The organism is Bacteroides sp. (genome assembly GCF_052357945.1).
GTDB lineage: Bacteria > Bacteroidota > Bacteroidia > Bacteroidales > Bacteroidaceae > Bacteroides.
In genome coordinates, this window is sequence record NZ_DAWCXD010000038.1 from 25,928 (window position 1) to 40,591 (window position 14,664).

At 42.3% G+C, this 14,664-nt stretch carries 13 protein-coding genes; 9 read left to right on the forward strand and 4 right to left on the reverse strand.

The window, feature by feature from the left end:
- Nucleotides 1-182: 182 nt before the first annotated feature.
- Genes ACT8YW_RS09685 through ACT8YW_RS09695 form a run of 3 tightly spaced genes read right to left on the reverse strand, consistent with a single transcriptional unit; the run spans nucleotide 183 to nucleotide 2,236 of the window.
- Nucleotides 183-1,103, reverse strand: a complete 921-nt coding sequence (locus ACT8YW_RS09685) for a carbohydrate kinase family protein (protein WP_117933512.1) — start codon at nucleotides 1,101-1,103, stop codon at nucleotides 183-185.
- Complete coding sequence (locus ACT8YW_RS09690) at nucleotides 1,091-1,696, reverse strand: SIS domain-containing protein (RefSeq protein WP_004298060.1); 606 nt, start codon at nucleotides 1,694-1,696, stop codon at nucleotides 1,091-1,093. The genes ACT8YW_RS09685 and ACT8YW_RS09690 overlap by 13 nt, the downstream gene beginning before the upstream one ends.
- A gap of 6 nt (nucleotides 1,697-1,702) precedes the next feature.
- Entirely contained in the window at nucleotides 1,703-2,236 is a 534-nt protein-coding gene (locus tag ACT8YW_RS09695; protein ID WP_004311906.1) for an LOG family protein, read from the reverse strand.
- A 105-nt stretch (nucleotides 2,237-2,341) separates the two neighbouring features.
- On the opposite strand from ACT8YW_RS09695, the gene ACT8YW_RS09700 reads away from it, so the two are divergent.
- From ACT8YW_RS09700 to ACT8YW_RS09715, 4 genes are all read left to right on the forward strand, one after another.
- A complete protein-coding gene (locus ACT8YW_RS09700) occupies nucleotides 2,342-3,562 on the forward strand; it encodes a M16 family metallopeptidase (protein WP_444104770.1) in 1,221 nt (406 codons plus the stop codon).
- A 57-nt stretch (nucleotides 3,563-3,619) separates the two neighbouring features.
- Nucleotides 3,620-4,714 carry an SGNH/GDSL hydrolase family protein gene (locus ACT8YW_RS09705; RefSeq protein ID WP_444104771.1) on the forward strand — a complete coding sequence of 365 codons (1,095 nt, stop codon included), beginning with the start codon at nucleotides 3,620-3,622 and terminating at the stop codon, nucleotides 4,712-4,714.
- A 252-nt stretch (nucleotides 4,715-4,966) separates the two neighbouring features.
- Complete coding sequence (locus ACT8YW_RS09710; RefSeq protein WP_444104772.1) at nucleotides 4,967-5,587, forward strand: HU family DNA-binding protein; 621 nt, start codon at nucleotides 4,967-4,969, stop codon at nucleotides 5,585-5,587.
- Nucleotides 5,588-5,754: 167 nt separating this feature from the next.
- Nucleotides 5,755-6,639: a D-isomer specific 2-hydroxyacid dehydrogenase family protein gene (locus tag ACT8YW_RS09715; RefSeq protein WP_444104773.1), complete on the forward strand. Its 885-nt coding sequence runs from the start codon at nucleotides 5,755-5,757 to the stop codon at nucleotides 6,637-6,639.
- On the opposite strand, the gene ACT8YW_RS09720 is transcribed toward ACT8YW_RS09715, so the two are convergent.
- Nucleotides 6,622-7,410, reverse strand: a complete 789-nt coding sequence (locus ACT8YW_RS09720) for an aspartate dehydrogenase domain-containing protein (protein WP_444104774.1) — start codon at nucleotides 7,408-7,410, stop codon at nucleotides 6,622-6,624. The two genes, ACT8YW_RS09715 and ACT8YW_RS09720, sit on opposite strands and share 18 nt — an antisense overlap.
- Before the next feature lie 127 nt (nucleotides 7,411-7,537).
- Here ACT8YW_RS09720 and ACT8YW_RS09725 point away from each other — a divergent pair, with 127 nt between their 5' ends.
- The 5 genes from ACT8YW_RS09725 to ACT8YW_RS09745 all read left to right on the forward strand — a co-directional run.
- Nucleotides 7,538-8,023: a hypothetical protein gene (locus ACT8YW_RS09725; protein ID WP_444104775.1), complete on the forward strand. Its 486-nt coding sequence runs from the start codon at nucleotides 7,538-7,540 to the stop codon at nucleotides 8,021-8,023.
- A gap of 130 nt (nucleotides 8,024-8,153) precedes the next feature.
- Entirely contained in the window at nucleotides 8,154-10,406 is a 2,253-nt protein-coding gene (locus tag ACT8YW_RS09730) for a glycoside hydrolase family 3 C-terminal domain-containing protein (RefSeq protein WP_008648984.1), read from the forward strand.
- A gap of 211 nt (nucleotides 10,407-10,617) precedes the next feature.
- A complete protein-coding gene (locus ACT8YW_RS09735; protein ID WP_444104776.1) occupies nucleotides 10,618-11,427 on the forward strand; it encodes a Fic family protein in 810 nt (269 codons plus the stop codon).
- Between the two features lie 1,144 nt (nucleotides 11,428-12,571).
- Nucleotides 12,572-13,060, forward strand: a complete 489-nt coding sequence (locus tag ACT8YW_RS09740) for a hypothetical protein (RefSeq protein WP_444104777.1) — start codon at nucleotides 12,572-12,574, stop codon at nucleotides 13,058-13,060.
- Between the two features lie 195 nt (nucleotides 13,061-13,255).
- Nucleotides 13,256-14,664: GH35 family beta-galactosidase (locus tag ACT8YW_RS09745; RefSeq protein WP_444104778.1), on the forward strand; the 1,409-nt coding region annotated here is incomplete at its 3' end.

Below are 14,664 nucleotides of genomic sequence, written 5' to 3' on the forward strand. Positions count from 1 at the left end.
TATTAGATTTTATCGCTAAAGTTGAATTTGGGATAAAGGTAAATATAATATTTGATAAATGCTAGCTTGTGATTTAATTCTCATGTTTGAGATTTATAATTCCATACCGAACCGTAAAAGTAAATATCGGTTTGATATGGAATCTTTTTCAGAAATGCCTATATAAAATTAGGAAATAATTGTTATTTGTATTTTTGTGCAAACTCCACCGAAACCGAATTGCTGAAACTTCGGCAAACTTCAGCTGCGAAGTCTTTCCCGCATTGGATTATTTTATCCCAGATCTCTTCATTCAAGTTATTTAGATCGCGGTATCGGACATCGTATTTGAGTAATCCGTAGATCAGCCCTGCATTGAAGTTATCACCAGCTCCAATAGTACTGACTGCTTGTAATGGTTCTATCGGATAATCTTTATTGACCAGATTAGTGCGTAACGCTACCTTTTCCGCACCTGCAGTACAGATGAACCGGGGACAGTAGAATTTGATTTTATCCTTGTAAATCTTGTCTATATCCTGCATGTTATACATATATAGAAAGTCCTCTAAAGAACCGCGTACAATGTCTGCATATTCCAGATTTTCAATAATGATCGGAGCCAGCTTCATGGCCTCGTTCTTGTGTGAAGAACGGAAATTCGGGTCATAATAGATAATGGCTTTCTTTTCACGTGCCTGATCTAGTAATTCGAGAATCTTCTCCCTTAGAACCGGATTCAGTGCGTAATAAGAACCCACCATGACAATGTCGTCTTCTTCTAGTTTCGGAAACAAAACATCCAGACGTTGCTTCGGGTAGTCTTTGTAGAAGATATATTCGGCATCACTCTGCTCGTTCAGGAAGGCTAAAGATACGGGTGATTTTCCATCCGGGAATACATTCACATGGTCCGTTGGGATATGATTCTCACGCATGAACTGCAGGATAATATTGCCTACACGATCATTCCCGGTTTCACTGATGAAGCCGACGTTTATTCCCATTCGTCCCAATGAGACAATACCGTTGAATACAGAACCTCCCGGTACGGCGGCAGAAGGCTGGTCACCTCGAAAGATGATATCGAGGATGGTCTCTCCGATACCGATTACTTTTCGCATAGTGATCTTGATTTTTCTCCCAGATAACCGCCGTGGTGACGTTTTGAATATTCAGCGATAGTAAATCCAGTTTCCTTCATGGTTTGTACTACCAATATATCTCCGATCACTGTCATGGCAGTAGTGGATGTAGTAGGAGTCATTCCTAACACACAGACTTCTGCAGGCTTGCCGGTACTTAGACAGACATCCGATTCTTTTGCCAGCGGACTATCCGGATTTCCGGTGATAACGATAAACTTCAGATCCGGGTCCAGATTATGGGCCAGGCGGGTTAATTCCACAATCTCACGTGTCTTGCCAGAGTTAGAGATCAGCAGGAGTAGATCGTTTTTTTGTAAGATACCCAAATCCCCGTGTTGCGCCTCGCTGGGATGCAGAAAGACGGATGGAATACCGGTGGAACAGAAAGTCGTAGCAATGTTCATAGCAATCTGCCCGGCTTTTCCCATACCGGAAGTTACCAGTTTTCCCTTTTTCTGATGTATTTGTTCTACAATCAGTTTCACCGCTTTTTCATAAGCGTCTGTTACGGGGATGTTGAGCACAGCTTGTGCTTCCTGTTGCAAAAGTTGTTTGATGGAGTCTATCATATAGGATTAGTTTATTTTTTCTTTTAATTCATTTAATGTGTTTGCTACTTCGTAATAGGTTGAGAAAGGCTGTCGTGCAAAACCTTTGTCCTCTAGGGTGTGGAGCGCTTTTAATAGCTCGTCATAAAAACCATATTCATTGTAGAAAATGACCTTCTTCCGGTGATATCCGATAGAGGCAGCGGCTATTACGTGGAAAATCTCATCAAGAGTACCGACGCCTCCGGGGAGTGCAACCAATACCTCCGACTTCTCCGTTATGATATCTTTGCGGTCACTCAAGTTACGGGTATGAATTTCTTCATCTAACAGAGTGCTTACCTTGCCATTCTCTTCCAGTTTGGCAGGAACTACTCCAATAACCTTACCGCCATTTTCTTTCACGGCACGAGCTATGCATTCCATTAATCCGAGGCTGGCTCCTCCATATATCAAGGTTTTGCCTGTCTGCCCCATCCATTTGCCTATTTGGCTGGCGCTTTCGAAGTACATTTTGTCAATGTTATCGGAGGCGGAACAGAATATTCCTATCTTTTCCATATACGTTGTTGCTGTTATAGTCCACAAATATCTGCAATTTTCTATAAACAGCAATAAGTTTTATTGTATTTTTGTGGCATTAATTCAATAAGGAAGTATAAAACGATGCAAGGTAACGAATATACATTGCCAAATGGCCTGCGTATTATCCATGAACCAACCCTCTCAAAAGTAGCTTATTGTGGTTTTGCGATTGATGCCGGAACCCGTGATGAGGCGGAGAATGAGCAGGGAATGGCCCATTTTGTAGAACATCTGATTTTTAAGGGAACGGAGAAGCGGAAAGCCTGGCATATCCTCAACCGGATGGAGAATGTAGGTGGTGACTTGAATGCTTACACAAATAAGGAAGAAACTGTTGTCTATGCCGCTTTCCTGAAAGAACATCTGGAACGTGCGCTTGAGTTGTTGGGGGATATTGTATTTCATTCAACCTTTCCTCAACATGAGATAGAAAAAGAAACGGAGGTCATTATCGATGAAATCCAGTCGTATGAAGATACTCCGTCGGAACTGATATTTGATGATTTTGAAGACATGATCTTCCGCAATCATCCATTGGGAAGAAACATTCTTGGTAAACCGGAACTTCTGCGGAGTTTTCGCACGGAAGATGTTCTATCGTTTACCCGCCGTTTTTACCAACCGGGAAATATGGTGTTTTTTGTTCAGGGGCAATACGAGTTCAAGAGAATCATCCGTCTGGTAGAAAAATACCTGTTGGATATTCCTGATGTGAAGGTAGAGAATCGCCGTACACCTCCGCCTCTGTATGTGCCGGAACATTTGACAGTGGCCAGAGATACACATCAGGCGCATGTCATGATCGGTAGCCGTGGCTATAATGCGTATGATGACAAACGTACTGCACTCTATCTGCTGAATAATGTCCTTGGAGGTCCCGGAATGAATAGTAAACTGAATGTGTCCCTTCGCGAACGCAGAGGATTGGTCTATAATGTCGAATCCAATCTGACTTCCTATACGGATACGGGAGCTTTCTGTATTTATTTCGGGACGGATGTGGATGACATGGATACTTGCCTGAATTTGACTTATAAGGAATTGAAGCGGATGCGCGATACGAAGATGACTTCCTCCCAGTTGGCGGCAGCGAAGAAGCAGTTGATCGGACAAATCGGAGTAGCGTCCGATAACTTTGAGAATAATGCGTTAGGGATGGCGAAAACATTCCTGCATTATCATAAGTATGAATCATCCGAGCTTGTTTTTAAGCGTATAGAAGAGCTAACAGCAGAGATGTTGTTGGAAGTTGCCAATGAGATGTTTGCAGAGGAGTATTTATCCACATTGATTTATAAATAGTTTTTGACATTACTGTAATATACTGACGATTAATAAACTGTTAATATTAAACTGACCATGAGAAACTTAACACGTAATGTCTGTATTTGTTTGGGTCTGATGATGTTTCCCCTTACAACATTCGGGCAACAAAAGAACAATTTTACCTATGTGCCGGCTCAAGAGCTTTTACTGGTAGGCAAAGCAACCACTGAAGGCGAATATTTCCATCGGGTAGATACAGCCAAGTATCGTACAATGCCTCCCACTGTGAAGAAATTGTTCACAAACTCTGCCGGTCTGGCTATCTCTTTTACAACGAATAGCCCCGTCATAAAAGCCAAATGGACGGTTCCTGATAATTACCAGCTACCCAATCTGACCAGAGTTGCTCAGAAAGGTCTGGATTTGTATATCAAACGGGATGGAAAATGGCAATTTGCCGGAGTAGGGATACCGGGTGGTGTGACTACGGAAAAAGTGCTTGTTGATAATATGGGTACGGAAGAGAAAGAATGCCTGCTGTATCTGCCTTTATATGATGAATTGAAAAGTCTGGAAATAGGCGTTTCTTCTGATGCGCATATACGTAAAGGAGAAAATCCGTTCAAAGAAAAGATAGTGGTATACGGGTCCAGTATTTTGCAGGGAGCATCTGCCAGTCGTCCCGGTATGGCTTATCCGGCTCGTTTGTCCCGTAGCAGCGGATATAATTTTATCAATTTAGGATTGAGCGGAAACGGCAAGATGGAGAAAGAGGTTGCCGAGATGTTGGCGGATATTGATGCAGATGCTTTCATTCTCGATTGTATTCCTAATCCTTCTCCCAAAGAGATAACCGACCGGACTGTTGAATTTGTAATGACGTTGCGCCAGAAGCATCCGGATACACCTATTATTGTGATACAGACATTGATACGTGAAACTGGTAATTTCAACCAGAAAGCTCGCGAGAATGTGAAACGGCAGAACGAAGCCATCGCTGAACAGGTAGAAGTATTGCGAAAGAAGAATGTCAAAAAACTGTATTTCATAAAAGAAGACCAATTCTTGGGGACAGACCATGAGGGGACTGTAGATGGGACCCATCCGAACGACTTGGGATTTGACAGAATGTTGCAGAAGTATAAACCGGCTATCGGCAAGATTCTGAAGATTAAGTTTAAGGACTAATAGTATAACCGTATCATAATAGAAATAAGGTTCTCCCTCTTGCTTTTCGCCTCTTAATTTTGTACCTTTACAGATTTTCCTCCTTTCACTAAGGGGATGTCACGCTATAGAGTGACATTTATCACTTTATAAGATGCCATTTGTCCTTCTATAAAGTAACAATGGTCACCTTGCAAGGTGACGACTTCCCGACTGCACAAAAATACATTAATCTCTGCACTGAAAGTTCTTAATCATAGTTAGAAAAGAAAGATGGCTTATTACAATTTAAAGAAGAAACCGTCCCTCACCACGAAAGAGGGCGAGACTGAAACGATGTATGCCGACATTGTTTATAGCGGAACAATTACGGCAAAGCAGCTTATTCGGGCAGTAGCCAAGAGAACCGGATTTAAGGAGGGGATGATAGAAGGGATCCTTTCCGAGTTGCGGGACGAAACACTCGACTATCTGGGCGAGGGATTCCGGGTAGAACTGGGAGAGTTTGGGTTCTTCTCCGCCAAGGTGACATCCCGTTTGGTGGAAGACAAGAAAGACTTGCGTTCCAACTCCGTTTCTTTCAACGGGGTGAACTTCCGTGCTTCTAAGGAATTCCGGACAGGCGTTCGGGGCGATCTGGAGCGTAGAAAATACATAGACTTTAATACCTCAAGAAAGTGTGACAGCGAAAAACTGAAACAGATTGTACTGCAATATATCCGGCAACATGGGTTTATTACAAGGACAGCGTATACCCAACTCACAGGACGGCTGAAGAACACCGCGCTCGCTGACCTCAAATCCTTTGCAGCCGAGGGCATTATCAAGCGAGAGGGACGAGGCAATCAGATGCACTTCATTGCGCCGCCACCCAAGGAGCCGGACGGCGAGTAGTGGACTCTGAATGTACCTGTTTAACTTGCGTTCATGTGCCTAAAACGTACCGTAATCATTCATCTTTAAATGATATTATGGCTGGAAATTTGTATCTTAGCGCCCATGTTGGGTTGCTAATCCCGTAACCATATATGTTTGTATAATACTTCTAAAATAAAAAAACGATGTTTCAGAAACTTGTAGCTATAGAACCGGTCAGTCTGGTTCCGTCGGCCGAAAAAGCGTTGTATTCATTTGCCGGTCAGGTGGTGATGTATCCTGATATACCTGCGAATGATGATGAAATAATTGCCCGTATCGGAGATGCTGATGCGGTGCTTTTGAGTTACACCTCCCGTATCAACCGATATGTACTTGAATGTTGTCCGAATGTGAAATACATTGGAATGTGTTGTTCACTCTATTCTCCCGAGAGTGCCAATGTTGATATTCGTTATGCCAATGAACGAGGTATCACGGTAACAGGTATCCGGGATTATGGTGACGAGGGAGTGGTGGAATATGTAGTCAGTGAGTTGGTGCGCTGTTTGCACGGCTTTGAGCAGGAACCGTGGGAAGAGTTGCCTCGGGAGATCACCGGATTGAAAGTCGGAATAATCGGACTTGGTAAGTCTGGTGGCATGATAGCGGATGCCTTGAAATTCTTTGGTGCTGATATTTCATATTATGCCCGCAGTGAGAAAGAAGCGGCTACTGCCAAAGGATATCGCTTTTTGCCATTGGGGAAACTCCTTGCAGAGAGTGAAGTCATTTGCTGCTGCCTTAATAAAAATACGGTTCTGCTGCATGAAGAGGAATTTAAGCAGATGGGTAACCGGAAGATCTTATTCAATACCGGTTTGTCACCGGCATGGGATGAGGCTGCTTTTGCTGAATGGCTGGAAGGTGATAACCTTTGTTTTTGTGACACGATAGGCGCGTTGGGGGGTGAGCAGCTGCTCAATCATCCGCATGTACGTTGTATGCAGGTGTCTACTGGCCGCACGCGTCAGGCGTTTGACCGCCTGAGCGCAAAAGTACTGGCCAATCTGTCAGAATACAATGGGTGAAGCGATATTAATCAGGGTGCTCACTACTGACCACCCTGCAATATCCGATGTAGCACTATAAATGTCTACTACGGCATGCACCTGGTCATTTTTTATTTCTACTCTTTGCGTATCTCCCACAAATCCGGGAGTAGATTGTATGGATACCTGCATGTTCTCCGGACCGACAGAAGCTCGTGAGGCGGCAACTGTAACATTCACTTTGGTTGGAAAGAGGCGAATAGCTTCCGCAGCACTGCCGGAGAAAACGGTACGCTGCTCCGTTTGCAAAGAATCATCATAAACGGGCGTCCCTTGGAGTGCGTTAGGACCTTTTTCATTGAAGAAGCGAGCCGTCGTATTTCCCATCAGGGAGGCAGTTCTTAAAACGTCGAATCCACCGGTAGCTCCGGATGCGATATAGACCCGTGTACCATTTGCCCTGGCGGTTTCTGTCACTTCCCGATAGAATGCTTCGTCTGCCAAAGCACCGATAGACAAGGTAATGACAGACGTTCCGTTTCTCAATGCTGGTAAAACCAATTCCCGCATAGCCGCAGGAGAGGCCGATTCTACCAGATAATCAGGCTTTAATGCCAATAACTTTTCCAATGTGGTGCAAGCAATGCAAGGCTTGCCATGTTGCTGCATTTTATTTACGATGTGCGCTGCCTTTGATGCCGTACGCGAATAGACACCTACCAGATTATAATCTGCTAATAAGCCTTTGACAACTGCATCCGCAACGATTTCTGCAAGTCGTCCACATCCTACGATGACTAATTTTTTCATGCAACAAAGATAATACTTTTATTGGTAAGAGCTTCGGCTGGTCTGTAATTACTGAAGGTCTGACAGAATATCCTCGTAGCTGATGGTAACGCCTATTATAATAAGGAGAACCACGACCGATAATACAATGTATTTCATAAGCTCCTTATCCCCTCCGGTAGGTATCTGCTCTATGTCCGAAGCTTTGAATGGCAGCAATGCAACCGGAACATTGAAGATTCAGGACGGAGTTGTAGTATATCATTCTCCATTGACAGGTGAAATAAAAGGTGCGGTGAGTGTCACCGATAACCAGTGGCATGTTGTTTCTTTGACCCATTATTATGCGCAGGGACGTACACTGCTATATACAGATAAAGCACTGGCAGGAGAACTAGGTGAAAAACTGACTGTTGGTAAGTTTACGATTGGTGACAATACTTCTGCGAACAGCAGAGAATACAGTGAATTATTCTTCTACCGTTCGGCTATGAACCAGGAAGAAATTGATAAACTCTGTGACGGAAGAATGTTGAAGTCCAGTCTGGAAATCTATGCTCCGTTGGATGGCTCGAAATCAACGATTGAGAATCTGGCACAAAGCATGAACAGTGTAGTATTAAAAACAGAATAGAAACAGAGGATTACCGGTTGCGGAAGGGATATAAGTATAATAAATATTAATAAACTCATCCGCAACTAGGAAATATCCCCCATTTGAGAGTCTATATAAATAAAGAATGAACTTATTTCTTATATCATAAATGAACATGAAATTCAAAGCAATGTTACTTGGCCTGTCTGTGATGACTGCACTGTCTGCTTTTGCGCAGAAACCGGTGTATCTGGACACAGGTAAGCCTATTGAAGAGCGAGTGAAAGATGCGTTGAACCGGATGACCCTTGAAGAAAAGGTAAAGATGATTCATGCACAGTCTAAATTTAGTTCGGCAGGCGTTCCCCGTCTTGGTATCCCGGAAGTATGGGCTACTGATGGTCCTCACGGTATCCGTCCGGAAGTGTTGTGGGACGAATGGGATCAGGCAGGATGGACAAACGACTCTTGTATTGCCTATCCGGCACTGACGTGTCTTGCTGCTACATGGAATCCCGAAATGTCTCATCTTTACGGAAAAAGTATCGGTGAAGAGGCTCGTTATCGCAAAAAAGATATTCTGTTGGGCCCCGGTGTGAATATCTACCGTACACCCTTGAACGGACGTAACTTCGAATATATGGGAGAAGATCCGTACCTCTCTGCCACAATGGTGGTTCCTTACATCAAAGGTGTGCAAGAGAATGGAGTGGCTGCTTGCGTGAAGCATTATGCATTGAACAATCAGGAATTCAACCGTCATACCACCAATGTACAATTAAGTGATCGTGCTCTTTATGAGATATACCTGCCTGCTTTTAAAGCGGCTGTTCAGGAAGGTGGAACATGGTCGATTATGGGCTCTTATAATCTTTATCAGGGACAGCATGCTTGTCACAACAAACGCCTGCTTAAAGATATACTTCGCGATGAATGGGGCTTTGACGGTGTCGTAGTGTCCGACTGGGGAGGTGTGCACAATACCGAGCAAGCGATTCACAATGGCATGGACCTCGAGTTTGGTTCATGGACGAACGGACTGTCTGCCGGAACGAGAAATGCCTATGATAATTATTTCCTTGCTTTCCCTTACCTGAAATTAATCAAGGAAGGTAAAGTAGGAACAAAAGAATTGGATGAAAAGGTTAGTAATGTCCTTCGTCTGATTTTCCGTACTTCAATGGACCCGCACAAACCATTTGGCTCTTTAGGTTCTCCCGAACACGGGCAAGCCGGACGTCAGATTGGAGAAGAAGGGATTGTACTGTTGCAGAACAACGGTAACTTATTGCCTATCGATTTGAATAAAGCTAAGAAAATAGCCGTTATCGGTGAAAATGCCATTAAGATGATGACTGTGGGCGGTGGTAGCTCTTCTTTGAAAGTGAAATATGAAATTTCTCCGTTGGATGGACTGAAAAGTCGTGTGGGCTCAAAAGCAGAAATAGTATATGCCCGTGGGTATGTAGGCGACCCGACAGGAGAGTATAACGGTGTGAAAACCGGTCAGGACTTGAAAGATAACCGTTCGGAAGATGAATTGCTTGCAGAAGCTTTGCAAGTGGCTAAAGATGCCGACTATGTAGTCTTCTTCGGTGGCTTGAACAAGAGCAATCATCAGGATTGTGAAGATTCGGACCGTGCTTCTTTAGGTTTACCCTATGCGCAGGATAGAGTGATAAGTGAACTGGCAAAGGTGAATAAAAACCTGATTGTGGTCAATATCTCCGGCAATGCTGTGGCCATGCCTTGGGTGAATGAAGTGCCTGCTATTGTTCAGGGTTGGTTCTTAGGTTCGGAAGCCGGAACAGCTCTTGCTTCCATATTGGTGGGAGACACTAACCCTTCAGGAAAACTTCCTTTCACCTTCCCTGCAAAACTGGAAGATGTAGGGGCTCATAAACTGGGAGAATATCCGGGTAATAAAGAAGAACTGGCACAGTCTAAACATAGAGGGGACACCATTAATGAAATCTATCGGGAGGATATTTTCGTAGGTTATCGCTGGGCGGATAAAGAGAAAATCAAACCGCTGTTCCCGTTCGGACATGGATTGAGCTACACTACTTTCGCCTATGGAAAACCCTCGGCCGACAAGAAAACAATGACTGCAGATGATACCATTTCTTTCACAGTCAATGTGAAGAATACAGGCACTCGTGAAGGTCAGGAAGTTGTTCAGCTTTATATCAGTGATAAGAAATCCTCTCTCCCTCGTCCGGTAAAAGAGTTGAAAGGTTTCCAAAAAGTGAAACTGGCTCCGGGAGAAGAGAAAGCGGTAACGCTGACGATTGATAAGAAAGCATTGAGCTTCTTCGATGATGCTAAACACGAATGGGTGGCCGAACCGGGTAAGTTTGAGGCAATCATCGGTAGTTCATCCAGAGATATTAAAGGTACTGTACCATTTGAGTTGAAATAGGTAGATGTTTGGTTAGAGATTTTTAAGGAGATGACAGAGAGTCTGGGTACTCGGAAAACGCTAAGTGATTGCAACAAATTGACTTAGCGTTTTTTTATTGCCTAATTTTCCCTGCGTTTGCAAAAAAATAGTAAGAAAGTAGTCGTTTCGCTTGGTAAAGTGTTGTATCAGAAGTAATTTTGGGAAAAATAACAATTAAGGTAACCTAATTATGGAAAAAGGTATTTGGCTGGAAATAGAGGAACTGTATAAGGAGTTTCAGCAACTCGGTATCAGTCAGTCGGTGGACTATGAGAAGTACTACCTCTATTCTCTTATTACCCATTCTACAGCCATTGAGGGTTCTACACTAACCGAAATGGATGCACAGCTTCTTTTCGATGAAGGTGTAACAGCTAAAGGAAAGCCGTTGGTATATCATCTGATGAATGAGGACTTGAAGAAAGCATACGAGCTTGCTAAAAAGGAAGCGCAACGCAATACTGTTATAACTCCTGCTTTTTTGCAGAAGTTAAACGCTACTTTGATGCGGACAACAGGGGGAAGGCATAATACAATAGGCGGCTCTTTCGATTCTTCCAGAGGTGAGTTCCGTTTGTATGGCGTTACGGCTGGTGTAGGTGGGCGTTCTTATATGGGTTATCAAAAAGTACCTGTTAAAGTAGAAGAACTTTGTTTCTTGTTGCAGGAACGGCAAAAGAATGTGGAAACGTTCCGTGAACAATACGAATTAAGTTTTAATGCTCACCTCAATTTAGTGACTATTCATCCTTGGGTGGATGGCAACGGGAGAGCAGCTCGCTTATTGATGAACTATATTCAATTCTGCTATCATCTTTTCCCCGCTAAGATTTTTAAGGAGGATAGGGCAGATTATATCCTTTCTTTACAACAGGCGCAAGATGATGAAACCAACCAGCCTTTTTTGGATTTCATGGCGGTGCAATTGAAAAAATCACTGTCTTTGGAAATTCAAAAATATAAAGCTTCTCACAATAAAGGATTTAGTTTTATGTTTTAATCTTGTAGGGCTTCTTTTGATAAGACTTCCACCCATTGTATATTGTGTTGTTTTTCATTAACGAAATCACCATTACAGTAACGGCGGTTGCATTTATTAATATCGAACTTATGTAATTCTCTAATAGTTTTAAATAAAGGTTCATCAGTTTCACCGTTAGCTGAATAGTTATAAATCAGAAGTTTATGGTGGAAGGAAACGCAAAATATAGAAATATTCATCCTTCACACTCTTCACTGTTCTTTTTATATGCCATAAGCTAAAGTAAATATGCTATCAGCTAAAATTAATAAGCTCATAGCAAACGCTCCATCAAGTATTAACATTTGAGCTATCGACTATTAATACTTTGTATTTAGGCTATTAATACTTGAGTTGTTGGCTATATATACCCAAGGCGCACGATATATATATCCAACGTGTTAGATCTATATGACCAATACATTGGATCTATATGCCCAACAAATAGGGTGTATAGACCCTTAATCTATACGATATAAGCATCTTTTAGTCTGGTTATTTGAAAGAAAGGAGAAACAATCTTGTTAATATTTGCTAAGGAGCTATATCGATAAAAAGCTATCTAAACTTGGGGGCTTACTAGTTCTCCGTTAACAATCTTAAAGCTTATAAGAAGTCTCTCTTTCGAGTGCAAAACTAAAAGACGCTTACTTTTATTTTGTGAAGGAGGTGAAGGATAATTCTTTATTATTTTATGTATCTCTTTCACCATAAACATCTGATTTATACTCATTCAACTAAAGGTGAAACCGGTGAACCTCCTAAATGAATCTTATAGTTACAAGTAGCTTTAGAAGATTTTGTCTTTTACTGATCGCTGTAAACTTCAATTTATATTGATTTTCTTTTCTCTTTTCTGATTTTATATTCTATCTTTGCAATGCTCTTTATCAAAATCCACAGCAGGGGAACCTGCTGTATCAATGTGGCAGGCTTTTTTATGCTTGTCCTATCATTCTATATGGCGGTTTCGTACCCCCATGTAGGATGTTAATGCACCTACTGCCTGTTGTGGATGGTGAAGAGCAATGGGACAGGCGGAACCGCTTCTTTTATTTCTTAAAACTACCCTTCTGTATCGCCCCATTGAACTTAATTTATTCACCATTTAATTAAAATTCTTATGGAAGAAGTTTTAAGCAACCAGCAGGCTCGTCCGGGGGACGTGACGCAACTCATGCACGTTATCTTTTCATCCGATGATGAAATGATGTCTTTTTATCTGACTCTCAATCGTTTTATGAATCCTGAAAGCTATCTAGTGGAACGAACAGATCGAAAGAGACTGGAGGATTTAGCTAGTACGCTTTGTAGTAATGTGGCAGCCTTTGAAGCCATCCGTAATTATAAGTCGATAAGTGTGAAAGAGGTGATTAGAGGATTCGGGGCGCACATGATGAATACGCTAATCTCCAATACCAATCGTTTCCAAAGTGCCGATGCCGTGGGAACGTTAATGAATTGCATACTGAATACCACTAAAAACAGTTGGCAGTTTAAGAAAATGGATCGGAATAATGATATACATCTTCAAAATGTACGCTATTTGTTGAATCGGCTGGATGCGGCAGAATCTAATGAAGAGAAGAACTGTGAAGAAGTAGCGATATAAACAGTTTTCTCTAAAAATTACTTAGGAAACGCAAATAGAGGGTATAAGAATCGGAGATAATGTATAGATAAAGGCAAATGTAACGTAACATAAAGCATCTGTAACCTGCCCGATAGAAAAGGAACACAAGACGTTGTGCTCCTTTTTTATATTGTTGTAACTTTGCTTTCAGATAATATGATAAAGCTGATTGTTATGAGAAACACACTTTTTGGGATTCTATTCCTTTTTATTTTGCCTCTTCAGGCACATCAGAAACTTCCGTATTTGCAGAAACAGGGAAGTACCACACAACTTATGGTAGATGGAAAGCCATTCTTGGTGATTGGCGGTGAATTGGGAAATTCTTCAGCTTCCTCTATTGAAGATATTGAACGTATATTCCCGAAATTGCAACGTATGGGGCTGAATACGGTACTGGTTCCTGCATATTGGGATTTAACAGAACCACAGGAAGGTAAATTTGATTTTACTCTGACGGATAAAGTGATTCAACAGGCTCGCACGAATGATTTGAAGGTGGTTTTCCTTTGGTTCGGTGCGTGGAAAAACTCAATGAGTTGCTACGCTCCGATCTGGTTTAAGGAAGATTATAAGAAATACCCGCGTGCCTATACGAAAGCAGGGAAGCCCCTCGAAATAGCCAGTTCCTTTTCTGATAATGTGTTTCAGGCGGATAGCCGTGCTTTTTCCCAATGGATGAAACACATTGCTTCTGTGGATAAGGAAGAGGGAACGGTTATCATGATTCAGATAGAAAACGAAATCGGAATGTTGGAAGATGCCCGCGATTATTCCAAAGAAGCGGATAAACTGTTTTATGCACCAGTTCCGTCCCTTTTCATCGACTATTTGCAAAAGAACAAGAGATCTCTGCATCCCGAAATGTTGGCAAAATGGGAGAGCCGGGGATTCAAGAAGAAAGGTACGTGGCAGGAAGTGTTTGGTGCAGACGTGTATACGGATGAAATTTTTATGGCCTGGTCGTATGCGCAGTATGTAGAACGAATGGCAAAGTTAGCACGTTCTATCTATAATATTCCGTTGTATGTCAATGCAGCAATGAACAGTAGGGGGCGGAAACCGGGAGAATATCCGTCGGCAGGACCATTGGCTCATTTGATAGATGTATGGCATTATGCAGCACCCAACATTGATTTTCTGGCTCCGGATTTATATGATAAAGGTTTCGTTGATTGGGTGGCAAAGTATAAACTGCACAATAATCCTCTCTTTATACCTGAAATTCGGTTGGAAGAGAATGATGGAGTACGTGCTTTCTATGTGTTTGGTGAGCATGATGCGATTGGCTTTTGTCCTTTCTCTATTGAAAGCGGTTCGGATAGAGCAGATGCACCTTTGGTACAGAGCTATATTAAATTGAAAGAACTGATGCCTTTATTGACAAAATATCAGGGTAAAGGAGTGATGAACGGTCTTTTGTTTGATGAAGAGAATAAAGAACGAATACTTTCATACGATGATTTGGAGATTACCTGTCGTCATTACTTCACTCTGCCATGGGACCCACGTGCCCGGGATGGCAGTGTATGGCCTGAAGGGGGAGGTGTTTTGCTGCGTCTGGCTCCAGATGAGTATATCGT

Bases quoted from the DNA above. Each gene is read 5' to 3' on its own strand.
- ACT8YW_RS09685 (WP_117933512.1), bottom strand. From the start codon at position 1,103: ATGCGAAAAGTAATCGGTATCGGAGAGACCATCCTCGATATCATCTTT.
- ACT8YW_RS09740 (WP_444104777.1), top strand. From the start codon at position 12,572: ATGGAAGAAGTTTTAAGCAACCAGCAGGCTCGTCCGGGGGACGTGACG.
- ACT8YW_RS09690 (WP_004298060.1), bottom strand. From the start codon at position 1,696: ATGATAGACTCCATCAAACAACTTTTGCAACAGGAAGCACAAGCTGTG.
- ACT8YW_RS09735 (WP_444104776.1), top strand. From the start codon at position 10,618: ATGGAAAAAGGTATTTGGCTGGAAATAGAGGAACTGTATAAGGAGTTT.
- ACT8YW_RS09710 (WP_444104772.1), top strand. From the start codon at position 4,967: ATGGCTTATTACAATTTAAAGAAGAAACCGTCCCTCACCACGAAAGAG.
- ACT8YW_RS09700 (WP_444104770.1), top strand. From the start codon at position 2,342: ATGCAAGGTAACGAATATACATTGCCAAATGGCCTGCGTATTATCCAT.
- ACT8YW_RS09725 (WP_444104775.1), top strand. From the start codon at position 7,538: ATGTATTTCATAAGCTCCTTATCCCCTCCGGTAGGTATCTGCTCTATG.
- ACT8YW_RS09730 (WP_008648984.1), top strand. From the start codon at position 8,154: ATGAACATGAAATTCAAAGCAATGTTACTTGGCCTGTCTGTGATGACT.
- ACT8YW_RS09695 (WP_004311906.1), bottom strand. From the start codon at position 2,236: ATGGAAAAGATAGGAATATTCTGTTCCGCCTCCGATAACATTGACAAA.
- ACT8YW_RS09720 (WP_444104774.1), bottom strand. From the start codon at position 7,410: ATGAAAAAATTAGTCATCGTAGGATGTGGACGACTTGCAGAAATCGTT.
- ACT8YW_RS09715 (WP_444104773.1), top strand. From the start codon at position 5,755: ATGTTTCAGAAACTTGTAGCTATAGAACCGGTCAGTCTGGTTCCGTCG.
- ACT8YW_RS09705 (WP_444104771.1), top strand. From the start codon at position 3,620: ATGAGAAACTTAACACGTAATGTCTGTATTTGTTTGGGTCTGATGATG.